Source organism: Bifidobacterium choladohabitans, from assembly GCF_016102005.1.
Lineage (GTDB): Bacteria > Actinomycetota > Actinomycetes > Actinomycetales > Bifidobacteriaceae > Bombiscardovia > Bombiscardovia choladohabitans.
The window spans coordinates 432,018-456,732 of the sequence record NZ_JACFPL010000001.1 but is presented as its reverse complement, the minus strand read 5'-3'; the positions used below and the strand labels follow the sequence as shown (position 1 = coordinate 456,732).

Genomic DNA, 24,715 nt, shown 5'->3' with positions numbered 1-24,715 from the left:
GTGGACGGATGAGCGAGACGGTAATGAGCACCGGGGGATCCGAAGAGGACAAACGGGCTGAAGATGCACAGGCATCGACGGCCGGCTCCTCCTCCGACCGCGCCGCAGAAGAGGTCAAGGCCCCGTTGACTCCACTGGAGCGAATCCGGGGATGGCGCCAGGATTACCAGAACCAAGTGGGCCTGACCCCCTTGGAGAATGTGTCGCAGCTGGCGGCGCAGATGGACCTGACCCATGCGCATCCTTCAGGCATCGCCCAGCTCTTCGCCAGCGGCCAGGTCCATCTGGACGCGCTATTCCGAGACCGTGGCATGCTGCGCGCAGCCCACCGGCGCATGGAGCGGGTTCTGGACGATCAGGCCGCCAAGGAGCGTGCCAGTGGTTTCGCCCAGCTTTCCATGGTGGTGGGAGTGGCCGCCTGGCAGGGGCGCGACATGCCTGTACTGCTCTATCCCGTGCGTATTGACGAGAGCACACAGGGGGCCTCCAGGTCCTCCATCAGGTTCACAGGCAAGGTGGACCTTAACCCTGCCCTGATTTCGGCCATGCGTGAGCGGGGCATCACCCTGGATCCGGACCGCCTGTTTTCCGCCTCCCACTATCAGGGCGGCACCCCCGAAACTTCTTCACTGTTCAAGGACATGACGGCCCTGATTACGCCGCATATCAGCGACTTCACCATTGAACGGAAAATCGTTCTTGGGTGCTTTATCGAGCCATCCGCCCAGTTGCTGGGCGAGAGCCTTCGGATCCTGGACCGGATGACCGCCGGGGCCACCGGCAACGATCTGCTGGATGCCTTGGCTGGCGACCAGGCTGCCTCGGAGCGGCTCAAGGGCGGACCAGTGCCCGACTACAGCCCCTTTGATGCTGACCCCCACAGCGAGTTCGAGGCCGGAGACGTGGACAACCAGGTCCGTTATGCCGCCCAGCTGGTGGCGACCGGACACAGTGTGCTTGTCGATGAACAGACCGGCCGCCACAGCGCCGACGATGCTCTGGCCATTGCTTCGCGCTGCGTCACCGCCGGCAGGACCGTGCTCTATGTGCCCTGCGTGGTGGAGGAGAAGCGACGCTTCCAGCATCGTCTGGATGCCGCCGGGATGGCGGACATGGCTCTTGACCTGACAGACGATCAGCTTGGCCGGGTCCTGGACCAGCGGCTGATTGATGCAGTGGGGTTCAAACCCGGCAAGGCCAGCGAACACTTCGATCAGGTGGCTGACGAGCTTGTGGGTGTCCGCTCCCGGCTGACCCGCTACCTGGGTGATCTGCATGGGGTGGATTCCAGCTGGGGGGTTTCGGCCTACCAGACCATTCAGAATCTGGCCAACATCGCCAACATGCCTACGCATCCTGCCACCCGTGTCCGTCTGGGTGCGGCGACGGCCCACAACCTGCAGCCCGAGCTGGATGCCTGGGCGGACAAGCTGGAGAGGGCTGCCGAGCTGGGCGAGTTCGTCATCGGCCCACAGGACACGCCTTGGTTCGGCGCCACTCTGGTCAACGAGAACGAGGCTGTGGACGCATACTCCCGTGTGGTTCGCCTCCTGCAGCGGCTTCTGCCGGACACCCGTGAACAGGTCAAATCCACTGTGGAGACCTGCGGATTCCCCGTGCCGGCCACCGTCAAGGATTGGGGGCGGCAGGTGGTGGTCCTCAAGAACCTGCGACGGGTCCTGGATGTCTTCCAGCCTTCCATCTTCGAGCGTGATATTCCCTCCATGATTGAGGCCACCAAGTCCAAGGCCGATCGCAAGGCCAATGGCACCAATCTGGGATTCTGGGAACGCCGACGTCTGGTCAAGGAGGCCAAGAGCCTGCTCAGGCCCGGCGCGCAGGTCGAGGATCTGCATGAGTCGCTGGTGGTGGTCTCCAAGCAGGCCGAGCAATGGCGGACCTTCGTCCCCCACGGCGGCTGGCCGGTCCTGCCGCCGAAGCTGGACGTCATCATCGACACCCAGGAATCCCTGATTCGCGACATGACAGCTCTGGACACCGTTCTGGCTACGACTCCGGCTGGCGGCGATCTGGAGACCATGGACTTGAACAAGGTGGAGGAACGGCTCAAGGCGCTCTTTGACGACCATACAGCCCTGGATACCTTGCCTGAGCGCTGCGCCCTGGAGGACGAATTCAACAAGGCGGGGCTGCAGGACCTTGTCCAGGACCTGCGCAACCGTCAGGTCGAGGGCAAAGCGGTACGGGCCGAGTTGCAGCTGGCCTGGTGGACCACGGTCTTCGACGACATCATGCGCTCCTCGCAGATCATCTCCAACCAGGACGGTTCCGCCCTGTCCAACGCAGCCGACCGCTTCAGTCAGGTGGATGCCCAGCACGTGGCCAGCGTAGGGCCCATGGTCGCCCAGGAGAGCGAAAAGCGCCTGTCCGAGCTGCTCTTTTCCCGCACCCAGGAGGCCAATCAGCTGCACACCATGCTGGCCGGCAACCCCGGTGCCTCCCTTGCGGTCTTCCAGCAGGCCCACCCCGGCATCCTGTCGGCGGCCAAACCCATCATCATCGCGACTCCGGCCACGCTGGCGACCAGGACCAATCCGACACAGCTGGCCGACACGGTCATCATCGATGCCGGAGCCCATATGCCTTCCATCCAGGTGTTGACAGTGCTGGCTCGTGCCCGGCAGGTGGCGGTCATCACGCACCGTCCTACCATCACCTCGGATGGTCTCTTGCAGCTGGTCGACCACCTGGTCCCGGTCACCGTCAAAGCCCGGCCCTCGCGCCGCTCGATTCGACTGGACACCTTCCTGAAGGATCATGGCTATGGGGATTTGTCGGCACCTGTCCCCGATTGCCGGGAGCCTGGCAGGGTAACCCTGACCAGGGTGGAGGGAGCCGGCGTCCCTGTCATGGCCACTGGGCTGGTAGAGTCCAGCCAACAGGAGGTGGCCGCAGTTGTCGAAATGCTCAAACGCAAGGCCGGATCCTTCTCCCTGGTGCCGAACAGTTATCTGCTGACTGTGGTCACCCTGTCGGCCACCCACCGCTCAAGGCTGGGGGCCGAACTCAAGTCGGCTGCGGCCAAGGACAGGATCTTCGCCAAGTTCCTGCGGCATGTACGCATCGTCGGCATCGACGAGGTCTGCGGCGCCCGGGCCACGGACGTAATCCTTACTCTGGGCTTTGCCAAGACTACCCACGGCCGTCTTCTGCAGCAGTTCGGCGATTTGGAAGGCGAAGGGGGCAAGGGTATGTTGCTGGATGCTCTGGTCCTGCCGGATCGGAATCTGGACATCGTCGCTGCATTCTCGGCCGATGATCTTGAGGCTGACCGCATCCACCAGCCGGGGCCGCGTCTGCTCAAGGATCTGTTGACTTGGGTTGAGCATCCCGATGCCGAACCTGCCCGGCCCGAGCAAGCCGAGCAGTCCACCAATGTGCTCTTCAGGGATCTGGCCCAGAGACTGCGGACCCGGGGGCTGGATGTGGCCCTGGATTACGGGTACGACCAGGCACCCAGAATTCCGCTGGTGGTGGGGCTCAAGAACAAGCCCTATGCTTTGGCTGTGCTGACCGACGATGCCGAGTTCATGCACACCCAGTCCACCCGGGAGCGTCATCGGTTCACCACCGAGGATTTGCAGTATCTTGGCTGGTCGGTCATGACCGTCTGGAGCGTTTCGGCCTTTGTCAACCCCGACAAGGAAGCCGACAGGATCGTTGCCCGCCTTGCCGACATCTACCAGCAGGCGCGTTGATGGCGGATAATCAGCCGGACCGGGGGAACCAGACCGGTGAGTCTGCGGCTCCGCGTCGGCGTCGGCATCGGCGGGTGGTTCGTCCAGGCAAGGAACGGTTCGATGTCGATGGCACCGAGGAAGATCCCCAGGACCGTGTCTGTGCACAGGATCGCCTTGATGGGGATGATCGACGGATTCTGGGCGAACTGCCGCCTCACTGGGGGCTCTTCCCCAATGAGCGCGGCGACTGACTGTCGGTCCTAATCCTGACTCTTGGGCAGTCCGGTTCCAGCCTGTTGACTGTCTGCACCTGTCGACTGGTGGATGTCGTCGGCGATTTGGCGCAGCAGCTGCAGGCTCTGGTCCTGGGGGCTGGGAGCGTTGGGCTGGTCCTTGATGCCCGAGGCCGCCCGGCTCAGCTGCCGCAACTTGTTGATGGGCATGATGATGCAGAAGTAGACGGCGATGGCGATCAGGAGGAAGTTGAGCAGAGCCGTCAGAATGGCACCGAAGGAGATGGTGGCGTTCCGGTAGCTGATGGTCAGGAGTCCCGACAGGTCCGGTTTGCCGAAGATCATGGCGATCAGTGGGCTGATCAGATTGTTGACGATGGCGTTGACCACGCTGGTCACCGCCGAACCCATGACCACGCCCACGGCCATGTCCACCATGGATCCACGCGAGATGAACTGCTTGAATTCGCCCAGCACACCCTTGTTGCTGATCTGTGAGATTTTGTGGACTGCTTCGGCGGTATCCTTGGCCGCCACCTGGTTGATTGAGGCCATTCTGCATCCTTCCGTAGCTGATATGAGGCGTGGAAAGCCCATGCCTGCTTCTTCCTCCATTATCGCGGGCCCAGGATTGTTTCGGTTTTCCGACATGATTGGAGGGTGTCGATGCGGACGCTCTGTCAGGTCGGATGGCAATGACCGGGGTGGATGGATCCAGCGATAACAGGAGCAGAGCCTGACTGGCATCCAGGGCGAAGACCGCCTGGGATGTTTGCCGGACCCGGTTGCCCTCCCGGCCTTCCAGATCGGATCGATCTTTGGCGATGGTCTGTGCCGGTTGTAGAGCCAGTGCCTGCTCGGCTAACGTGCAGCGTCCAACGCCTTGGGTCTGTCCGGGCGTCGGTGTCTGCAGGCCGTTGACTTGCTGGACATGGGAAAACCCTGGTTTGTTGTCAGAACCTGGCTGGTCTCTCGCGGAAGGTGGTAGGGAACTCGGCTGGGCGGAATGCGTGTCGGCACCGGTTGGGCAGTCTCCCGAGGCCAGCAAATTCACCTTGTCACCAGCCTGCAGGTCTCCTGGATCGTCGGCCAGGCGGACGGTCACCGGGGTGGTCCCGGGTGGCTGTGCCGGTCTGTTGCTGATCATGGCTGTGGTCAGCGGTTGCCCTGTGTGCAGGCTGATCATCAGCCGCCGTCCACGTACTTGTCCAAATGAGGAGATCAGGCCAGGCAGCCGTTCCCTGCCGTGCAGGATTCGCGTTTCGACCATGCCAGGTTCGATGGCTGATCCGCGTGCAATAGGTCGCGCGGCGACCAGTATGGACAGGCGGCCCTGGGCCTGGACCAGGATCTGCAGGGCGCAGAAAACCGCCAGCCCCAATGCCAGGGCGGCTCCCGCACGGCGCAGCTTAAAAAGCCGCCGTCGGCGGATTAGGGATCCGGCTGCTGAAGGCTTGCCCTTGTTGCTGAAGATGGAAAAATCGACCATGCCCCCAGCCTGTCAGGAATTTGGCAGGCATATGGGTCTGCATGGTCGATGTGGTCGAATGTGCCTCTCGGTCTACTTACTTGCTGCTTGTGGAGCTTGAAGAGGAGGATGAGGCTCCATCGGTCCGGTAGAAACCATGGCCCTTGAACTCGATGGGCACTGCGGAAAAGACCTTGCGGACCTGCTGCTGCCCGCACTTGGGGCAGATGGTGATGGGCTCGTCGTTGAAAGACTGCTCCTTGGTAAAGTCGTATCCGCAGTTCTTGCAACGATAATGATAGGTGGGCACCGTTCTTTCCCTCCGCTGATGGTCGGTTCGCGCGACGATTGGTTCAACACCCAATATCCTAGTGGTGGCTTCGACCAGAAGAATCGGCACCGGGCCTCTCGTCAGTCTTGTTCATCACCATTATGGTCCGCTCCGGGCCCTCGTGACAGACCTGCGGCTGTGGGCGTGAAACCTTCGGGCGTCAGGACGGCATCCACAGGAAGGTCATGGTCCAGATGGGGCAGAGGGGCTTCCACGAATTCGCCAGGCCAGCAGATGCCCACCACTGAAGTCTGTTCTGCCCGCAGGGCCAAAGCCCGGTCATACCAGCCGCCGCCTCGACCCAGACGAATGCCGGCATGGTCGATGGCCAGTGCGGGCACCAGAATCAGATCGGCCTGATCCAAGGCCTGCGCTGGCAGGGCCGACATATCGGGTTCGTCCGGCCGCCAGCCGGGAATCCGCTTCATGTCGTCCAGATCCTGCTCTGATTGCAAGCATCCCCAACCTACTTGGGTGCCCGTGCCCAGCATGGGGATGAGCACCCGGTGGCCCCGGCCCAGCAGGAGGTCCAGGCTGGGGTCCATGGCTATCTCTCCCCGAATGGAGGCAAAGGCAGCCACGGTCAGGCTCTGATCGCCTCGGGAGCGTTCGACCTTGGCAAGCACCTGGACGGCCAGCAGATCGGCCAGCTTGCGGCCTGCGTCCAGACATTGGGCCGGGTCGATACGCCGCCTGGCTTCAAGCAGCCTGCCGCGCCGATCCTGCTTTTCCATATCGATGCGTTCCTGCTCGTTCATGTCCTCAGGTCTACCAGCAGGGGCTCTCCCTGGTGGACGCTTGCCTGCCTCCATGGCCGTTCGGTGAGAACATGGAGTCATGTCGGTTCTGCATACCTTCCGCCAGGTCTGGCAGGGTTCCCGAGCCAGGTCGTACCATGTCTTGAATCTGCCTGATCGTCTGACTGCGCCCCCAGGCCATGGGGACTTCCTGCTCAGGCCCATCCGCGATGGTGACCAGGCAGCCTGGAATGCGGTCCGATGGAGGAATCGTGAGTGGCTGGCTCCATGGGAATCAGGGGATCCCCGCCACGGACCCGGCATGACCTATGCCCAATGGATGCAGGAGTTGGAGCGTTCCCGGCAGGAGGGGACTTCAGCGGTCTTTCTAATGGAGTTTCATCAGAGCATTGTCGGGCAGATTTCCCTGGGTGCCATCCGATACGGGTCCATGTGCACGGCGGTAGCGGGCTACTGGGTGGATCAGGATTGGATTGGTCACGGATTCGCGCCACTGGCCTTGGCCATGTTGGCGAATTGGGCCTTCAGGGACAGGAAGGGGCCTCATCTACACCGTCTGGAGGTGGCGATTCTGCCTGAAAACCAGCGCTCCCTGCGTGTAGTCCAAAAGCTGGGCATGGAGCCGGAGGGGCTGCGCCGTAGCTACATGTATGTAAACGGACAGTGGCGGGACCACCTGACCTTTGCCTGGATCAGCGACCAATTCGATCCGGATTTGCTGGCTCGTCTGTGAGCTCCTGGGACGGACATGGTCGACACGCTGGGTTTGACTTGCCGCTTGGGGCATACCGTCAACTAACGTAGTACCTATGGTTTATGAATCACTCAGCAGCATCGTGGTTTTGGTGATTGCGGTGATTCTGGTGCTGGGTTGGCTGCCGTTTCGCACCGTCAAGGGCATGAAGCGGGCCTCGGAGCATCGCCAGGACAGGCTTTCCACCTCCCTGCACATGGTGGGGCGGGAAGACGGCATGAGGTTCTGCGACAGGCAGTCGAGGACGGTGAAAGGGTTGGTCATGCAGCAAGGGCAGCAGGATGGCAACCGGCGCAGTCAGGCCCAGCGCATCAAGCAGATCAGACAGTTGCGCCGCGCGGCCATACGTCGTCGTCGCATCCTGGTCCTTGCCCTCTTGGTCGTCACCCTGCTGGTGGCCGGACTTTCTTTCCCCTTGGGCTACAGCCCATGGTTCACTTTGATTCCTCTGGCCTTGGTGATAGTGGTATTGGCCGCAGGCGCGCATGCTTCAGCCCAGGCTCGGGCCTGGGAGCGAAATTTGGCCCAGCGGCGTGCCCGGCAGCGTCGTCAGCAGGCGGCCGGTCTGACTAAGGACAAGACCTCCGGCAGGCCAGGGCAGACCAAGAATGAGGGCCGCACGGAAACTGCCACGGATGTGCTTGACCAGGGTGAGATCCGTCGAACGCTTGCCCAGGCCAAGGCTGATCAGCAGGCGGCCCTCAAGGCCCGACGGCACGATTCTGCAAAGCCTGTCAAGTCGACAGTCGACGGCAGCAAGGCCAAGGGTTCGGCCGGGTCCGTCAAGTCGCCCGAGAAGACCGCTGCGCAGACCGGACACGCGTCGAATGGTCCGTCCGTCGCCAAGAAGGCCTCTGAACGGCCCCCAGCCAAGCAAGCAGATTCTGGGTCGACGGCTTCCAAACCGGCAACTACCAAATCCTCGAAGGCCCAAAAGACCGCCTCCACGCCCCCAGTGTCCAAATCGTCAGTGGACAAGTCCTCAACCTCCCCGCGGTCGAAGTCTGCTCAATCCGCCAGTACCCATACAGACAGGTCCGGATCGGTCTCTGAATCTGCTGGCAAAGAGCACCCGTCTCCATCGTCCACGGCAAAGGCCCAGGACGATGCCACCAATGAGCTTGAGCGCATCAGTCCTTCTCCGGCCTTGGATGCCTTCGGCATGGCGGCGGGCCAGGATCTGATTTCCTTTTCCTTGGGATCGGCCCGTGGCGAGGGGTCAGGCAAGGACGGCAGGAACAGCGAAGACGAGGGTCCCCACAGCCTGGAGATCAAGTCCACCCGTCAGGTCTCCGTGGCCCGTCCCCCCGAAAAGAAGAAGACCGATGGCCGGCCCGACGACTTTCACAAGCGGGAGTTGCAGGCCCAGGTCGAGGCGCCCGATCGCAGCGAGGACTCCCTGTCCATCGGCGTGGAGGCTATATTGGCCCGGCGTCGTCCGGCAGCCAAGTCCTGAGCGACCAATCGGCGACCTTTCTTTCACCACCAGCGTTAGCACTCAAGTTGGCAGAGTGCTAATTTCGCGCTACTATGACTTGTAGCGCAAAGGAATGCGTGGTGAGTGTTCGTCAGCCTCTCATCGACGTTCCGGCGTGGGTTCATTGGCTGTTCTCACAAGATGTAGGAGGTCCACAGTGTCGATTTCACTCACACCGTTGGAAGACAAGATCGTCATCAAGCAGGCTGAGGCGGAGACCAAGACCGCTTCCGGGCTGGTCATCCCCGATACCGCCAAGGAGAAGCCCCAGCAGGGTGAGGTGCTGGCGGCAGGCCCCGGCCGTCGTGACGACAAGGGCGAGCGCATCCCCATGGATGTCAAGGTTGGCGACAAGGTTCTGTACTCCAAGTATGGCGGCACCGAGGTCAACTACGGCGGCGAGGACTACCTGATCGTGTCCGCGCGCGACGTTCTGGCCATCCTCAAGTAAAGAGGCGGTGATCGTGGCCCCCGGTCCTGCGGAAGGACCGGGGGCCATTCGCGTCTCGGGAGGACCGTGCAGCGGAATAGACCCCGCAGGGACATATGGCGGCCGCTAGCATGGTGCCCATGTACTATCGTCATCGTCCCAGCATTGATGCCCTGCCCGGTTACCGGCAGGGCAGCCCGGCACCATCTGTTCCCGGGTTGACAAGCTACAAGATCTCCAGCAACGAGAACCCGTACCCGCCCCTGCCCGGCGTGATCCAGACCGTCTCCGAGCAGGCCCTGGGCCATCTGAACCGCTATCCTGACATGCGTGGCACCCGTCTGGTGGAGCGGCTGGCCCAGCTGCATGGGGTGGATCCTGCATGCATTCAGCTGGGATGCGGGTCCACCGAGGTCATCACCCAGCTGGTTGATCTGGTGGCCGGTCATGGCGATCAGGTGGTCTATCCCTGGCGCAGTTTCGAGGCCTATCCCATCATCGTCACCTCGGCTGGTGCCACCGGGGTGCCCGTGCCCCTGGATGACCAGGGGTGCCATGACATCGAAGCCATGATTGCGGCGGTCAACGAGCATACCAGATTGGTCATTGTCAACAACCCCAACAATCCGACTGCGACCAATGTCGATCGCAGCCAGGCCGAACGGTTGCTGCAAGCCCTGCCTGCAGACCTGCCGGTGCTCTTCGACGAGGCTTACATACAGTTCAACGACGACCCTGATCGGGCCGACGGGCTGTCGCTCATGCGTGAGCATCCCAATGTGATAGTGGCCCGGACCTTTTCCAAGGCCTACGGGCTGGCCGGTCTGCGGATCGGATACGCCGTGGCCGCCGAGCCGATCATTGCCGGCATGAACAAGGTGGCCCTGCCCTTCGGCGTCACCGATGTGGCCCAAACGGCGGCGATGGCCAGCCTGGACGCACAGGATAGCCTGGCCGAACGGGTCCGGGCTCTCAAGCATGAACGGGCCAGAATCCTGGCTGGTTTGAAGGAGCAGGGGTGGAAGATTCCTGAACCTCGGGCCAACTACTACTGGCTGCCACTGGGTCATGCGGCTGCGCAGGCTGATCAGCGGTTCCGCGACGCGGGTCTGTCGGTCAGAACCTTCCCTGGCGAGGGCATCCGCATCACTGTGGGGGAGCGGGAGGCCAACGATCGCGTCCTGGAGGTTTGCGCAGACCTGCGTCGAAGGGGTTTGCCGCAGGACCCGATATCTGACTAAGGCCGCAATAGCGCGAGTGTAAATGTAAATGCTTGCCGCCTCCGTTCTTGTATGGAATGTCACAGCGGGGGCGGTTTTGTTCCTGTGAACTTGTGTCGTCCTGGATAAACCTATATATTGTGGTTGGCTGGCTAAGTCTATCCAATATATAGTGTTTACCAAGGAGCAGCAGTCACTATGTCTTCAGCAGATGTGGATCGGCACGATCCTCCCGATGGCGCCTTCGGGCTGGTGTATTTCTCCAGCGTCTCCAACAACACCCACCGCTTTGTTCAGCGGCTGGGCGTGGAGGGGCCCATCCGCATCCCCCTGTATGAGCGGCGCCAGCCCATGCCCGTTATGGATACGCCCTACCTTCTGCTGGTGCCCACCTATGGCGGCGGGTCAGCCAAGGGAGCCGTGCCCAAGCAGGTCATCCACTTCCTGAACAATCCGGTCAACCGCGGGCTGATTCGCGGGGTCATCACCTCGGGCAACCGAAACTTCGGCAGCGCCTATTGCGCAGCAGGTCCGTTGATAGCCCGCCGGTGCGGTGTCCCTGAGCTCTATCGCTTCGAGCTGCTGGGCACCTCGGAGGATGTTCAAGCGGTCAGGGCCATCCTGGCCGGAATGGGAGTGCAGCTCCAGCAGCAGTCGACTGATTCACGAAAGGCGGTTTTGTCATGAGCCAGCAGGAAAGCACCAAAGAGAGCGCCAAGTCAGAGGCCGGCGTCTATGCCGACGACGAGATGATGCGCCAATCCATCACCCCGCCCCAGTACCGGGTCACCCCTGAGGCCAGGATTCGCCCGGTCAACTGGAACAAGATCACCGACGAGAAGGATCTGGAAGTTTGGAACCGCCTGGTCTCCAACTTCTGGCTGCCCGAGAAGGTGCCCCTGTCCAACGACATACCCTCCTGGAACACCCTGACCGATCACGAGCGCCAGACCACGGTCCGCGTCTTCACCGGACTGACCATGCTGGACACCACCCAGGCCACCATCGGCGAGCTGGTACAGATCGATCACGCCCGGACCGAGCAGGAGCAGGCCATCTATACCAATATCGCCTTCATGCAGTCGGTCCACGCCCGCTCCTACTCCTCGGTCTTCTCAACCCTCTGCTCCAGCGAGGAGATCGACAAGGCCTACCGCTGGGCTGTGGCCAACGATGTCCTCCAGGAGCGCGTCCACACGGTCCTGCACGAGTACGTCAGCGAGGATCCCCTGAAGCGCAAGGTGGCCTCCACCATGCTCTCCTCCCTCATGCTCTATGCGGGCTTCTACCTGCCCCTGTACTTCTCCAGCCATGCCAAGCTGATGAACACGGCCGACATGATCCGGCTGATCCTGCGCGACAAGGCCATCCACGGCTATTACTCGGGCTACAAGTATCAGCGGGGCCTGGAGGAGAGGACCCAGGCCGACCAGGCCATGCTGGAGAAGTTCACCAATGATTTGCTGGACAAGCTCTACGATCTGGAGATGGTCTACTCCGGGCAGATCTATGAGGGCTTCCCCTTCGTCGAGGACGTCTTCGCCTTCGTTCGCTACAATGCCAACAAGGCGCTGATGAACCTGGGCTACCCGGCCCGGTTCGCAGCCGACCAGACCGATGTCAGCTCGGAGATCCTGGCGGCCCTGTCGCCATCGGCCAACGAGAACCATGATTTCTTCTCGGGTTCGGGCTCCTCCTACGTCATGGGGCACTCCGAGTCCACGGACGACGACGACTGGGACTTCTAGGCCAGTTGGAGCCGGTGTGATATTGGGCACAGAAAACCCTATATATGCTCACCGTTTTCGATATCGATAGCACATATAGTAGTTCAGGCTCGCGCTGGGCGGGTTCTGATCGGTCCGTCCTCAGGGCGGGCATCACCGTCAAGACAGGCTCTGGATGGCCTGATCAGGAGGAAGCATGGAGCAACAGCAGACCGCCGGAACTGATTCGGAGCTCAGCGCTCCCGAGTTCGCCGCCCGGGGCCAGCGCCTGGGGGCCGTGGTCTACTTCTCTTCGGCCTCGCGCAATACCGCCCGGTTCATCGCCAACTGCCATTTGGACGACGAGGGGATTGACGTCTTCCGCATCCCTCTGAGGCCCAAGGATCCGCCGCTCAACATTCGGCAGCCCTACATCCTGATCGTCCCCACCTATGGGGGAGGATCGGCCAAGAAGGCGGTCATGCCGCAGATCAAGCGCTTCCTGAACGACCCGGCCAACCGGGCCGGCATCCGGGGGGTCATCGCCTCGGGCAACACCAACTTCGGGGAGGCCTTCTGCATGGCGGGGGACATCATCTCCCACAAGTGCAATGTGCCCTTCCTCTACTATTTCGAGCTCATGGGCACCAAGGAGGACCAGGAGAAGGTCCGCCGCGGGGTTGTGGATTTCTTCCGCAACCACCCCGAGTCATGAGCCGATTTCATTACACGTATCATCACTGCCATATTCATGAAAGGACACCCGATGGGAGCAAACGAGGACACGTCCCTGGCCCTGGACAGGACCGCATCCGAGGATGAGGAGACCTTCGATCCGGCTCACGACTACCATGCTCTGAACGCCATGCTGAACCTGTACGACAAGGACGGCAGGATCCAGTTCGACAAGGACCACGAGGCCGAGCGCCAGTACATGGACCGGCACGTGGGGCCCAACACCATGACCTTCCCCTCCACGGCCGAGCGGATCGCCTACCTCCTGGATCACGAGTACTACGATCGGAAGGTCTTCGATCGCTACACCCCTGAGTTCCTGGACAGGATCTACAGGCATGCGGCCGAGAGCGGCTTCGAATTCGAGACCTTCCTGGGCGCCTTCAAGTTCTACACCTCCTATGCGCTGAAGACCTTCGACGGCAAGCGCTACCTGGAGGACTTCCCCCAGCGCTGCGTGGCCGTGGCCCTGGAGCTGGCCGACGGAGATGAGCAGGCAGCTATGAAGTACACGGATGAGATCATCTCCGGCCGCTTCCAGCCCGCCACCCCGACCTTCCTGAACCTGGGCAAGGCCCAGCGCGGCGAGCCGGTCTCCTGCTTCCTGGTGCGCATCGAGGACAACATGGAGTCCATCTCCCGCGGCGTCAACGCCGCCCTGCAGCTGTCCAAGAGGGGCGGCGGCGTGGCCCTGCTGCTCAGCAACCTGCGCGAGATGGGCGCACCCATCAAACACATCGAGAACCAGTCCAGCGGCGTGGTCCCGGTCATGAAGCTCCTGGAGGATTCCTTCTCCTACGCCAACCAGTTGGGTGCCCGCCAGGGTGCCGGCGCCGTCTACCTGTCGGCCCACCACCCCGATATCATGCGCTTCCTGGACACCAAGCGGGAGAATGCGGACGAGAAGATCCGCATCAAGTCCCTGGCCCTGGGCGTGGTCATCCCCGACATCACCTTCGAGCTGGCCAAGCGCAAGGAGCCCATGGCCCTCTTCTCGCCCTACGACGTGGAGCGGGTCTATGGCAAGCCCTTCGCCGACATCTCCATCACCGAGCACTATGAGGAGATGGTCAAGGACAAGCGAATCCACAAGAAGTACATCGATGCCCGTGACTTCTTCATGACCCTGGCCGAGATCCAGTTCGAGTCCGGCTACCCCTACATCCTCTTCGAGGACACGGTCAACAAGGCCAACCCCATCGACGGCCGGATCACCATGTCCAACCTCTGCTCGGAAATCCTGCAGGTCCAGGAGCCCAGTACCTACTCCGAGAACCTGAACTACGAGCATATCGGCCGTGACATCTCATGCAACCTGGGATCCCTCAACATCGCCAAGGCCATGGACGGCGGCCTGGCCGACACGGTCGAAACCTCGGTGCGGGCCCTGACCTCCGTCTCCGACCACACCAACATCGAGGCCGTCCCCTCAATCAAGCGGGGCAACGACGAGGGCCATGCCATCGGCCTGGGTCAGATGAACCTCCATGGCTTCCTGGCCCGCGAGGGCATCCACTATGGGTCCGAGGAGGGGCTGGACTTCACGGACATGTACTTCATGACCGTGGCCTACCACGCCTACAGGGCCTCCCATGCCCTGGCCGTGGAGCGGGGGAAGGCCTTCGCCTCCTTCGCCAAGTCCGACTATGCCAAGCCGGCAGGGCAGGGGAACTACTTCGACAAGTACACCGAGGGCAGCCGTTCCCTGGAGCCCAGGACCCAGCGGATCAAGGACCTCTTCGACCAGTATCAGGTCCACATCCCCACCGTGGAGGACTGGAAGGAACTCCAGGCGGCCATCCTCAAGGACGGCATCTACAACCAAAACCTCCAGGCCGTCCCCCCGACCGGGTCCATCTCCTACATCAACCACTCCACCAGCTCCATCCATCCGATCGCATCCAAGATCGAGATCCGCAAGGAGGGCAAGATCGGGCGCGTCTACTACCCGGCCCCCTACATGACCAACGAGAATCTGGACTACTTCGAGGACGCCTACGAGATCGGCTGGAAGAAGATCGTGGATACCTACGCCGAGGCCACCCAGCATGTGGACCAGGGGCTCTCCCTGACCCTCTTCTTCCCCGACACGGCCACCACCCGCGACCTGAACAAGGCTCAGATCTACGCCTGGCGCAAGGGGATCAAGACCCTCTACTACATCAGGATTCGCCAGCAGGCCCTGGAGGGTACCGAGGTCGAAGGCTGCGTCAGCTGCATGCTCTAAGGCAACTGTCCCAAGGCATATGCAATCACTGGTCGGTGCCGTCTTTGAGGGCGGCACCGACCCTTTGGTATCCACATCCACAGGTCGGGTCCGTCCATGCGGTAGACTGACGGTCCTGTCAGGATCCGCATCGTACTGTCGAACACCCATCCAACAAGGAGCAATCAACCATGGTCCCACCCATTTCCATTCCCCGGCAGCCGCTGAAGCTGATCGACCGGGTCTCCGCCATCAACTGGAACCGTCTGGAGGACGAGAAGGACCTGGAGGTCTGGGACCGTCTGACCGGCAACTTCTGGCTGCCCGAGAAGGTTCCCGTCAGCAATGATCTGCCCTCCTGGCAGGCCATGAGCGAGGAGGAGCACACCCTGACCATGCGGGTCTTCACCGGGCTGACCCTTTTGGACACCATCCAGGGGACAGTGGGCGCCGTCAGCCTGATCCCGGATGCGCTGACTCCCCATGAGGAGGCGGTCTACACCAACATCGCCTTCATGGAGTCGGTCCATGCCAAGTCCTACTCCTCCATCTTCTCCACCCTGGCCTCCACACCTCAGATCGACGCCGCCTTTGAGTGGAGCGAGCATAACGAGTTCCTCCAGCGCAAGGCACAGATCGTCCTGGACTACTACGAGGGTGACAACCCCTTGAAGCGTAAGGTGGCCTCCACCCTGCTGGAGTCCTTCCTCTTCTACTCGGGCTTCTACCTGCCCATGTACTTCTCCAGCCATGCCAAGCTGACCAACACGGCCGACCTGATCCGCCTGATCATCCGGGACGAGGCCGTGCACGGCTACTACATCGGCTACAAGTACCAGAAGGGGCTGGCCAAGGTTTCCGACTCCGAGCGTCAGGCCATGAGCGACTACACCTATGAGCTTCTGGGAGACCTGTACGACAACGAGGTGGAATACACCGAGAGCCTGTACTCCGGGGTGGGCCTGGTGGAGGACGTCACCAAGTTCCTGCGCTACAACGGCAATAAGGCGCTGATGAACCTGGGCTATCCGGCTCTCTTCCCCTCGGACACCACCGATGTGAATCCTGCCATCATCGCCTCGCTGAGCCCCAATGCCGACGAGAACCACGACTTCTTCTCCGGCTCGGGCTCCTCCTATGTCATGGGCAAGGCCGTGGAGACCGACGACGACGACTGGGATTTCTGACCTGCCCGTCCCGCTCTGACGCGGAAGACACGACGTTGGAGCGGGACTTGCGGAAAATGGAAAAACATGTCATTATAGGCAAGTTGCCGTACGGAGCTCCGGTTCTAGTGCGGCATGGCGGATTTCCCAAGCGGTCAAAGGGAGCTGACTGTAAATCAGCCGCGTAATGCTTCAGAGGTTCGAATCCTCTATCCGCCACGCCTCGGTAGCTCAGTGGCAGAGCACTTCCTTGGTAAGGAAGAGGTCGTGAGTCCGATTCTCACCCGAGGCTCTCTGGCGGGGTAGCTCAGCTGGCTAGAGCGTACGACTCATAATCGTAAGGTCAAGAGTTCGAGTCTCTTCCTCGCTACTGTGGCCGACATACGTCGGTCGTGCAACGACTATAGAGGTGAACCATGGCAAAAGCCGCAGATATCCGTCCTGGCATTACGCTGGCGTGCACCGTGTGCAAGGAGCGTAATTACATTACGACCAAGAACCGTCGTAACACTCCTGACCGTCTGGAGCTCAAGAAGTTCTGCCCCCGTTGCGGCAAGCATACCCTGCACCGGGAGACCCGCTGAGTTCTTCCCGTCTTTTGGCTTCATCGGAACCCGACCATTCGGTCGGGTTCTTTTTTATTCAAAGATTACTCTGGTAGGCGGCTGCAAAGGCCTGATCCAGGTCGGCGATCAGGTCGCCCGGGTTCTCCAGGCCCACGGAGATTCGAATCAGATCGTCGCCCACGCCTGCGCTCAGGCGGTAGGGGCCCGGAACCTCCCTGTGGGTGATCCTGGCCGGGTCCACAATCAGAGTGCGACAGTCGCCGATGTTGGGCATGTAGCTCATGAGATGCACCGAGTCCACGATGCGCCTGACCTGCTCGTAGCCCCCTTGGACCTTGAAGGAGAGGATCGTGCCGACACCTTTGGGCAGCAGAGTCGATGCCAGGCGGTCCTGCTGGTCTGTATCGCCCTGGTGGCGCCCCTCGGGGATGCCCGAATAGTTGACCTGTTTCACCTGGGGAATGGTCAGCAGGTGGCGGGCCAGGGCTTCTGCCGTCTTCACCTCGGTGGCGACCCGCTGGGCCAGAGTCTCAAGTCCGGTCAGCTGCAGGTATGCGGTGAAGGGGCTCATGACCGCCCCGAAGGTGTGCAGGTACTTGGTATGGACCCTGCGCAGGAAGGCCATCTTGCCGAAGGCATCCAGAAAGCTGACCATGGACCCATGCCGCTCGTCGCTGATGATCAGTTCGGGCTGGCTCATCTGCGGGAAGCGGCCGTTGCCCCAGTCGAACCGTCCTGCATCCACGATGACCCCGCCCAGGGCATTGCCATGGCCGCTGATCCCCTTGGTGGTCGAATGCACGACGATGTCGGCACCGAAGTCGATCGGGTTAAGCAGGTATGGCGTGGGCACCGTATTGTCGATGATCAGGGCCAGTCCATGCCGGTGGGCCAGTTCGGCCAGGCCAGGGATGTCGGCTATGGCTGTGGACGGATTGGCCACGGACTCGGCGAAGATGGCCCTGGTGTTGTCCTGGATCAGGGATTCCACCGCGTCAAGATCGTTGATGTCGTCGACAAAATCCGTCTCGATGCCGAAGTTGGGGAAGAAGGTCTTCATGGCATCCACAGAGGTTCCGTAAAGATCGACAGGGGAGATCAGCCTCCCGCCGCCTTCGGCTGCGCACATGAGGGCGGACGAGACGGCGGCCATCCCCGAGGCCATGGCTACAGCCCCCTTGCCCCCCTCCAGACTGGCCAGGCGGTCCTCCAGGACCTTGACCGTGGGGTTGGCCAGGCGGGAGTATGAGAATCCTGGAATTTCGCCGGCGGCCAGGGCATCTCCACGGTCGGCGGTGACCATGTCAAAGGCGGCCGACTGGTAGATGGGGACGCTGGCTGCGCCCCCGCCCTGGCTTTGACAGTCATAGCCGTCATGGACGGCTCTTGTTGCGAATCCTTTGCTCATGACGGCCCGCTCCTCTGAATGTGGCCTGGATGCCCGCGTGCTTCACGAATCATCAAACCCGTTTTCGGATGCCGAGACAACGGTGCCTCTATAGGCGTTCCTTATAAGAGGTTATTCATCCTCCGCCGTCCTTGTCGGTATGCATCGGCTGACTGGAGTCAAATCAAGAGAACCTACCTGTGTGTGGTTGTATTGTAATTCGCCGAATCGAGCCAGTCGGTCGAGAAGGCGGATCGAGCCATCAGATCAGAGGGCCGGTAGGCAAGAAAGGCCCCAGATCAGCCCTGTCACCTGCGATGATACAGTGAAAGACATGCCAGAAGCAGTCACCTCCAGTATCTCAACTCCGACATTTGCTGATATCACCACCATGGGTGTGGGAGGACGTATTGCAACCTTTGCTCAGCCGCATGACAGGGTCGGGCTGATCGAGGCTGTAGAGGGGGCTGATTCCAAGGGGCTGCCCCTCTGCCTGATCGGTGGGGGATCCAACCTGCTTGCCTCTGACCAGGACTTTCCCGGCGTGGTTGTGCGTGACACCCGTCAGGACATCAGCGTGCCCGACGAGGTGGCTCCGCCCGAGGGTGGCCTTCCCGTCGTTCACATCAATGCCACTGCTGGGACCAACTGGGATGACCTGGTCTCCTACTGCGTGCGCATGCACCTGATCGGGCTGGAGGGCCTATCCGGCATCCCAGGGACTGTCGGGGCCTCGGTGGTTCAGAACATCGGCGCCTATGGCCAGGAGGTCGGGCGTCTTGTCGACTCTGTCGAGGTATGGGATCGCCAGGACAAGGTCACCGCCTATCTGCAGGCATCGGATCTGGATTTCGGATACAGGACCTCTCTGCTCAAGCAGACCATGTACCAGGCGCCGGCTGTGCCCGATGCACGGTTCTTCCCCACGCCCCGCTACGTGGTGCTTTCTGTCACCCTGGTTCTGCGGCACGGGTCCGCCACTCAGGTGGGTTCGGCCCAGCTTGCCAAGGCCCTGGGCGTGGAGCCAGGAGCAACACTTCCCCTGGAGCGGATTCGACAGGCGGTTCTGACCGTCAGAGCAGGCAAGGGGATGCTGGAGGATCCATACCGATATCTGACCGACTGGATGGGATCATGCCGTCGGACCTCCGACCTGGAAGAGGCTCTGGAGGCACTCCAGGGTGACCTTCATGGCCCCAGGGGCGAACGGGTGCTGCTTGACCGTCATAGCTGCGGGAGTTTCTTCACCAATCCGGTCATCACTCGTGAGGCCGCGGATGCCCTGCCGGCGGATGCCCCTCGTTACCCTGTCGGAGACTCGGCTTTGGTCAAGACCTCAGCTGCCTGGCTGATCGATCATTCGGGTTTCCATAAGGGATTCGCTTTGGAGCAGGGGTCGGCTGCCGCCCTGTCTGACGTGCACACGCTGGCGCTGACCAACCGGGGAGGTGCCGGCTCAGACGACATGGTGGCCCTGGCCCGTGCCATACAGAAAGGCGTGAATTCCACCTTCGGCATCCACCTGATTCCCGAGCCCGTCACCCCAGGCATCGACTTGGCCTGGTAGCCCCTGCTCCAAGCTCCTTTCTTCCGACCCTCAGATCGATTCGAAGATCTGAGGGTCTGTTTTTGAAAAGTGCCCATCAACAATGCCGAGACAAGCAACGGCTGGCAACATATTCCTCCGCCATCCTTCTATTGCATAGCTTGGAAACATCAATGGGTGAATCGGACCGTCATCCGCCTTGTCGCTGGTTGAAACAGACCTGTCGGATCCATCGGTCCTGGTCATGGAAGGAATGGTATGGCGGTTTCCCATGACATAGCGGTCGGCGGGCGCGAGGCAAAAGGACGGAAAGGGAGCAATGTGGAAAGACTACAGGAAGCAGTGGCCATACATCTGGGATTGACCAGTCCAGAGGCAGCTCGACGACCCATCAGGATCATCCAGTTCGGTGAGGGCAATTTCCTCAGAGGATTTGTTGAGTGGATAGTGCAGCAGCTCAACGACAAGGGCGTGTTTGGGGGAAACGTAGCAGTGGTCCAGCCCCGTGAAAACGGCAGAGTCCAAGCCTTGGAGGACCAGGAAGGGCTCTATACAGTCATTCTGGAAGGTCTCAAGGATGGACAGCCGGTCCGCAGTCATGAGCTGATCGACTCCATCGGCAAGACAGTCAACCCTTACCAGGACTGGGATGGGTTTCTGGCTCTGGCCGATGATCCTGATACGCAGATCATCGTCTCCAACACGACCGAGGCAGGCATTGCCGTCAACGATGGGGATAAGGTCACGGACCAGCCGCCAGCCGGGTATCCGGCGAAGTTGGCCCATCTGCTCAAGCGTAGGTTCGACAGGTCCATGCCAGGCTTCCTGATTATGCCCTGCGAGCTTATCGCCGACAACGGTCCGGCCCTGCATCGGGCTCTGATAAATGTCGCCGAACGGTTCGGATGGGGCAGGGACTTCATTGACTGGCTCGATCGGGAGAACACTTTCGTATCAACACTTGTGGATCGGATAGTCCCCGGCTATCCGCGCGAAGATGCCCAGGAGCTTTGGGAGATGCTGGGCTACGAGGACCAGAACATGGTCGAGGCCGAGCCCTTCCTGCTCTGGGTCGTGGCCGGCGACCAGACCGCCCAGTGCAAGGTCGATGAACTGCTTCCCGCGCGGAAGGTCGGAATCGACCTGGTGACCTGTGATGCCGTCCAGCCCTACCGTGAGCGCAAGGTTTATCTGCTCAACGGCCCTCATACCACCATGGCCCAGGTGGCCCGTCTGGCCGGATTCAAGACCGTAGGACAGGTCATGGGCGATAAGACCATGCGTTCCTTCATCACCCGCGAGATGGAGGAGGAGATCATCCCCGTTCAGACCCTGCCCAGGGAAGGGCTGGAGAGCTTCGCTGCTGCGGTTCGTGAGAGGTTCGACAACCCCTTTGTCCAGCATTCTCTGGATTCCATAGGGTTGAACTCGGTCTCCAAATTCGTCTCCCGTCTTCTCCCGCTGGTTACGGCCAACGTAAATCGGGGGAGTGGGCTTCCGGAACGGATCGTCCTGGCGCTGTCCTGCCTGTTGTGGACCTATGGCGGCAAGGCCGGTGATGCTGTGAATATCCAGGATGATCAAAAAGTCATTGATGCCTTCCGCGAGGCTGCTGGTCAGGCTGACTTTGTCAACCGGATTCTTGCTGATTCCTCCATTTGGGGCCATGACCTGACCAGGATCGCAGGGCTGGGGGAGGCCGTCCGGCAGAACCTGGACGATTTGGCCGACCGGGGCGTCCAGCCCTTGATTGACCGATTGGCATGAGCCTTCAAGGCAATTTGATTCTCGCATTGCAGGTATGTCGGCTTTCCAAGGTTGGGAGAAGCTTCCCTCAAGGCATAGCCCTGACGGGAATATCGAAAAAGTGTCTGATGCCAGGTTGGGTTTGCGATTGACCCAGACTGGCTCAGACACCTTCTTATTGTTCAGGATTTCTTCTGCTTCACCTTCGGGCCAGCTTCGCTTTCAGGTCTGCTTGGTCGCCGGACGAGGCTTGTCTTGACGAATGAGACCAGGCAATAAGCTGCTAAAGCGGCCGCAAACGAGGAATACAAAGGCCCCCTTGCCCGAACAGCATGGCAAGGGGGCCTTGCCTGATTGTGTTTCATCAACGGTTGTATCGGAAAGCGTCCCAGACTCCGAGCAGATACTGGATGCCCATGGCGCGGTCGTAAAGGCCGTAGCCTGGCCGCGGTCTGCCGGCTTCCGTGTTCTCATTCCATAGATGCCGTCCGTGGTCGGGGCGGATGTAACCTTGGTAATCAGCCTCGGCGTAAGCGTTCATGATGCCGACGGTGTCCACGTTCCCCTCGCAGGCGCGGTGGCCCACCTCGTAGAATGAGCCCTGCTCGTCGGTGAACCGGATATTGCGCACATGGCTGAAGTAGATCCTGTCCATGAAGGTCTTGACTGCATCCACGGCGTCGTTGCCTCTTCTGGATGAGAAGGATCCCAGGCACAGGCACAGTCCGTTGCAGGGGCTGGGGTTCAGGTCGAGCACTCGTTGGATTCCCTTCTTGCTGGAGACCACGCGTGGCCAGCCGAACAGGTCGAAGGCAGGGTCGTCGGGGTGGACGGCCAGCTTGACCCCGTAGCGCTCGCAGGTGGGGATCACGGCATCCAGGAAGTACTTGTAGTTGGCGTACATCTGTTCGTGGCCCATTCCCTGATAGGCCTCCATCAGTTCAGGCAGATGGGCAAGCCGCTCAGGTTCCCAGCCAGGCACAGTCAGGGATCCGGCCCCCTTCAGGGTTTCGTCGATGATGCCCTGCGGGCTGAGCTTGTCCACCTGGTGTTGGTTGTAGTAGAGGGCTGTGGACCCGTCTGGACAGGGGTGGAACATCTCCGTGCGCAGCCAGTCGAAAACCGGCATGAAGTTGTATGTGACGACTTTGACCCCGGCCTTGCCCAGGTTGGCCACGGTCTCGATATAGGCGTCAATGGCCTGGTCACGGCTCATCCCGAGGACCGTCGAACCGGTCTTGATGGATTCGTGAACGTTGACCGACTCAACCACGTCGGCGTTGAAGGTCTTGGTTATGCCTGCCGCCTGATCCCTGGCAGACAACCCGGTGATTGTCGCCATGGCCTCTTCGATTTCGTCCGGCTGCCAAACCTCGCCGGCCTGTTTATGGTGGAGGGACCAGACAATGGTCTCCACCCCCGGAATCTGACGAATATCATCGAGGCTGATGGTATCGTTGCCCTCTCCATACCAGCGGAATCCCATGTGCATGATGCTCTCTCCTTACATTCGAATCGGGGGAACCCCGTCATTGTCTGCCTTAACCAGTCAGTAGATACCGAGGTCACCAGGCGCTTGCAGCTTTGTGAAGGGTGTTGGCGACGGCGCCGGTGCCCTGGCACATGGCGGCCAGGAGGGTCTCGATTTTGTCGGCCAGCGGGGTGGCGTTCAGATTGGTTCCGAAGATGGAGGTATCGGCCAGGATGGACTTGATGGTCGTCGTCAGAGTCTCCTTCCTGGCTGACCCATCGAGCGGGATGTCGACCAGAATCCTTTGAAGCTCTTCAAGACGTGGGTCTGGGCTCAGCTTGACCAGCCGTCCGGCATCGTCGGTTCCATGGCCATCCGAGCCGATCAGCAGCCGCAGCCAGGCTGCGATGATCAGCGGGATGGCTTCCAGATCGGCCGTGTCAAGATCCCGGGATCGGATGTACTTGCTGATGGTGATTCCGTACCTGACCGGAATCTTCTGCGAGGTGTCGGCGCAGATGCGTGCCGGTGTATCGGGCAGGCCAGGATTGGGAACCCTGATTTCGATGACTTGGCGGAGGAATTCCCTGGGGGAGAAGATGCCCGGATCCTCGACCACAGGCAACCCTTCCACATAGCCCAGCCGGGTGACCAAGGCTTTGAGGTCCGGGTCGGCGACGGTCTTCGACATGGTCGGATACCCCAGGAGCATACCGAAGACGGCCAAGGCTGTATGCAGGGGATTCAGGCAGGTGGTGACCTTCATCTGGTCGGCGGCGTTGACCGTATCCTTGTCGGCCATGTAGACCCCTGCTTTCTCCAGAGGCGGGCGGCCTGCAGGGAAGTCGTCCTCAACCACCCAATACCAGGTCTCCTCGGTGTTGGCATAGGGGGCCATAGCGGTTCCGCCCCTGGTCCGGAAGGGTTCCGCATCGGCGATGCCCAGAGCCTTGAGTCGGCGACCCACTTCCGCGTCTGGGTTGGGAGTGATTCTGTCGATCATGGTCAGCGGGAAGGTGATCTTGCCCTCGTCCCTGAGGTAGTCTCCGAAACCTTTTTCGGCAAGGCCCCTCTCTATCCACTCGTCGGCCATCTGCCTGACGGCTTGGCCGAACCGCTCTCCGTTTTGTGAGAAGTTGTCGGTGCTGACCAAGGCCAGGGGGAGGGCGCCTGCCCGGTAACGTTCCAGCAGGAGTGTTGTGATGACTGCTATGGCGCTTTTGGCCTTTGCGGGCCCTCTTTCGAACTCCGGAGCGATCCACGGCAGCGGCTGGCCCAGGGAGTCGGCCAAGGCATAGCCCTTCTCGGTGATGGTCGCGGTGACCATCTGAAGACTGGGATTGCGGAAGACCTGCTTCAGATCATGCATCGGCTCCGGATCCTCGCCCAGCGGGTAGGCGCCAGCAACAGATGCGATCAACGAGGTTTTCATGGACCCATCCGCTTTCAGGATAACCTGAAGATAGCGGTCGTCAAAGGGGGTGTAGGCCTGGTCGATGATGGCAGAATCGAAGGATTCGGCCGCCAATATGCCCCGGTCGGTGGCGCCTGAATCCAGAAGTCGTTGGGCAATAGGGGCGTGAACCGCCCTGAAGAGGTTCCCTGCTCCGAAGTGGACCCAGGTGGGCGAGCGCCTGGTTGCCTGGCGCATGGCCTCGATGTCGTAGGTTGGTAGGGTCACGCCCGCCTTCTGCCAGGCTGCGGTCTGATTATGTATATCGTCGTTCAGGTGAAGCATCGGTGTTTTCCTTTATGAAAAGAACCATTCCGCGGAGACCAGGCGTACCCGCTTGACCCCCTGCTGCGAACCTACC

At 61.0% G+C, this 24,715-nt stretch carries 21 protein-coding genes, 3 tRNA genes and 1 pseudogene; 17 read left to right on the top strand and 8 right to left on the bottom strand.

Annotation, left to right across the window (positions count from 1 at the left end):
• Positions 1-8 precede the first annotated feature (8 nt).
• Entirely contained in the window at positions 9-3,719 is a 3,711-nt protein-coding gene (locus H3S97_RS02025; protein WP_232356207.1) for a helicase, read from the top strand.
• Positions 3,719-3,952 carry a hypothetical protein gene (locus H3S97_RS02020; RefSeq protein WP_198177293.1) on the top strand — a complete coding sequence of 78 codons (234 nt, stop codon included), beginning with the start codon at positions 3,719-3,721 and terminating at the stop codon, positions 3,950-3,952. Before H3S97_RS02025 ends, H3S97_RS02020 begins: the two co-directional genes overlap by 1 nt.
• Positions 3,953-3,961: 9 nt before the next feature.
• On the opposite strand, the gene H3S97_RS02015 is transcribed toward H3S97_RS02020, so the two are convergent.
• From H3S97_RS02015 to H3S97_RS02000, 4 genes and pseudogenes are all read right to left on the bottom strand, one after another.
• A complete protein-coding gene (locus tag H3S97_RS02015; RefSeq protein ID WP_408610417.1) occupies positions 3,962-4,372 on the bottom strand; it encodes an MscL family protein in 411 nt (136 codons plus the stop codon).
• 715 nt (positions 4,373-5,087) lie between these two features.
• Positions 5,088-5,423 (bottom strand): annotated as a pseudogene (locus H3S97_RS08555) (SAF domain-containing protein); the annotation flags it as partial.
• A gap of 76 nt (positions 5,424-5,499) precedes the next feature.
• A complete protein-coding gene (locus H3S97_RS02005; RefSeq protein WP_198187461.1) occupies positions 5,500-5,712 on the bottom strand; it encodes an FmdB family zinc ribbon protein in 213 nt (70 codons plus the stop codon).
• Positions 5,713-5,813: 101 nt separating this feature from the next.
• Entirely contained in the window at positions 5,814-6,491 is a 678-nt protein-coding gene (locus tag H3S97_RS02000) for a 5-formyltetrahydrofolate cyclo-ligase (RefSeq protein ID WP_198187460.1), read from the bottom strand.
• A gap of 79 nt (positions 6,492-6,570) precedes the next feature.
• Between H3S97_RS02000 and H3S97_RS01995 the strand changes: the two genes are divergently transcribed.
• The 13 genes from H3S97_RS01995 (at position 6,571) to rpmG (ending at position 16,769) form a co-directional block, all read left to right on the top strand.
• The gene (locus H3S97_RS01995; protein WP_198187459.1) at positions 6,571-7,224 is read left to right on the top strand and encodes a GNAT family N-acetyltransferase; all 654 of its coding nucleotides are present in this window, start codon (positions 6,571-6,573) and stop codon (positions 7,222-7,224) included.
• 76 nt (positions 7,225-7,300) lie between these two features.
• Positions 7,301-8,701: a hypothetical protein gene (locus tag H3S97_RS01990; RefSeq protein ID WP_198219461.1), complete on the top strand. Its 1,401-nt coding sequence runs from the start codon at positions 7,301-7,303 to the stop codon at positions 8,699-8,701.
• A gap of 178 nt (positions 8,702-8,879) precedes the next feature.
• Positions 8,880-9,173: a co-chaperone GroES gene (gene groES, locus H3S97_RS01985; protein WP_015022393.1), complete on the top strand. Its 294-nt coding sequence runs from the start codon at positions 8,880-8,882 to the stop codon at positions 9,171-9,173.
• 119 nt (positions 9,174-9,292) lie between these two features.
• On the top strand, positions 9,293-10,393 hold the full coding sequence (locus tag H3S97_RS01980) for a histidinol-phosphate transaminase (protein WP_198219460.1): 1,101 nt from the start codon (positions 9,293-9,295) through the stop codon (positions 10,391-10,393).
• 177 nt (positions 10,394-10,570) lie between these two features.
• Positions 10,571-11,059, top strand: coding sequence for a class Ib ribonucleoside-diphosphate reductase assembly flavoprotein NrdI (gene nrdI, locus H3S97_RS01975; protein ID WP_198219459.1), 489 nt, complete (start codon positions 10,571-10,573; stop codon positions 11,057-11,059).
• Between the two features lie 65 nt (positions 11,060-11,124).
• The gene (gene nrdF, locus H3S97_RS01970; RefSeq protein WP_045925134.1) at positions 11,125-12,120 is read left to right on the top strand and encodes a class 1b ribonucleoside-diphosphate reductase subunit beta; all 996 of its coding nucleotides are present in this window, start codon (positions 11,125-11,127) and stop codon (positions 12,118-12,120) included.
• Positions 12,121-12,295: 175 nt separating this feature from the next.
• Positions 12,296-12,793, top strand: coding sequence for a class Ib ribonucleoside-diphosphate reductase assembly flavoprotein NrdI (gene nrdI, locus H3S97_RS01965; protein WP_198219458.1), 498 nt, complete (start codon positions 12,296-12,298; stop codon positions 12,791-12,793).
• 51 nt (positions 12,794-12,844) lie between these two features.
• Positions 12,845-15,040 carry a class 1b ribonucleoside-diphosphate reductase subunit alpha gene (gene nrdE, locus H3S97_RS01960; protein WP_045935728.1) on the top strand — a complete coding sequence of 732 codons (2,196 nt, stop codon included), beginning with the start codon at positions 12,845-12,847 and terminating at the stop codon, positions 15,038-15,040.
• A 170-nt stretch (positions 15,041-15,210) separates the two neighbouring features.
• Entirely contained in the window at positions 15,211-16,206 is a 996-nt protein-coding gene (nrdF, locus tag H3S97_RS01955; protein WP_029678084.1) for a class 1b ribonucleoside-diphosphate reductase subunit beta, read from the top strand.
• Between the two features lie 116 nt (positions 16,207-16,322).
• Positions 16,323-16,404: transfer RNA gene (locus H3S97_RS01950), tRNA-Tyr, on the top strand.
• Position 16,405: 1 nt separating this feature from the next.
• A tRNA-Thr gene (locus tag H3S97_RS01945) sits at positions 16,406-16,477 on the top strand.
• Between the two features lie 4 nt (positions 16,478-16,481).
• Positions 16,482-16,555, top strand: a tRNA-Met gene (locus tag H3S97_RS01940).
• A 46-nt stretch (positions 16,556-16,601) separates the two neighbouring features.
• Entirely contained in the window at positions 16,602-16,769 is a 168-nt protein-coding gene (gene rpmG / locus H3S97_RS01935; protein ID WP_015022386.1) for a 50S ribosomal protein L33, read from the top strand.
• A 58-nt stretch (positions 16,770-16,827) separates the two neighbouring features.
• Here rpmG and H3S97_RS01930 read toward each other — a convergent pair whose 3' ends face one another.
• Positions 16,828-18,159 (bottom strand): O-acetylhomoserine aminocarboxypropyltransferase/cysteine synthase family protein, encoded by a 1,332-nt coding sequence (locus H3S97_RS01930; protein ID WP_198219457.1) that lies wholly within the window; start codon positions 18,157-18,159, stop codon positions 16,828-16,830.
• Between the two features lie 313 nt (positions 18,160-18,472).
• On the opposite strand from H3S97_RS01930, the gene H3S97_RS01925 reads away from it, so the two are divergent.
• Positions 18,473-19,705: an FAD-binding protein gene (locus H3S97_RS01925; RefSeq protein WP_198219456.1), complete on the top strand. Its 1,233-nt coding sequence runs from the start codon at positions 18,473-18,475 to the stop codon at positions 19,703-19,705.
• A gap of 30 nt (positions 19,706-19,735) precedes the next feature.
• Here the strand turns inward: H3S97_RS01925 and H3S97_RS01920 are convergent, their stop codons facing one another.
• Positions 19,736-19,930 carry a hypothetical protein gene (locus tag H3S97_RS01920; protein WP_198182955.1) on the bottom strand — a complete coding sequence of 65 codons (195 nt, stop codon included), beginning with the start codon at positions 19,928-19,930 and terminating at the stop codon, positions 19,736-19,738.
• A gap of 75 nt (positions 19,931-20,005) precedes the next feature.
• Here H3S97_RS01920 and H3S97_RS01915 point away from each other — a divergent pair, with 75 nt between their 5' ends.
• Positions 20,006-21,451 carry a tagaturonate reductase gene (locus tag H3S97_RS01915; RefSeq protein WP_198219455.1) on the top strand — a complete coding sequence of 482 codons (1,446 nt, stop codon included), beginning with the start codon at positions 20,006-20,008 and terminating at the stop codon, positions 21,449-21,451.
• A gap of 343 nt (positions 21,452-21,794) precedes the next feature.
• Here the strand turns inward: H3S97_RS01915 and H3S97_RS01910 are convergent, their stop codons facing one another.
• Positions 21,795-22,922: a mannonate dehydratase gene (locus tag H3S97_RS01910; protein ID WP_198182953.1), complete on the bottom strand. Its 1,128-nt coding sequence runs from the start codon at positions 22,920-22,922 to the stop codon at positions 21,795-21,797.
• Between the two features lie 73 nt (positions 22,923-22,995).
• The gene (locus tag H3S97_RS01905; protein WP_198219454.1) at positions 22,996-24,639 is read right to left on the bottom strand and encodes a mannitol dehydrogenase family protein; all 1,644 of its coding nucleotides are present in this window, start codon (positions 24,637-24,639) and stop codon (positions 22,996-22,998) included.
• Between the last annotated feature and the right edge of the window lie 76 nt (positions 24,640-24,715).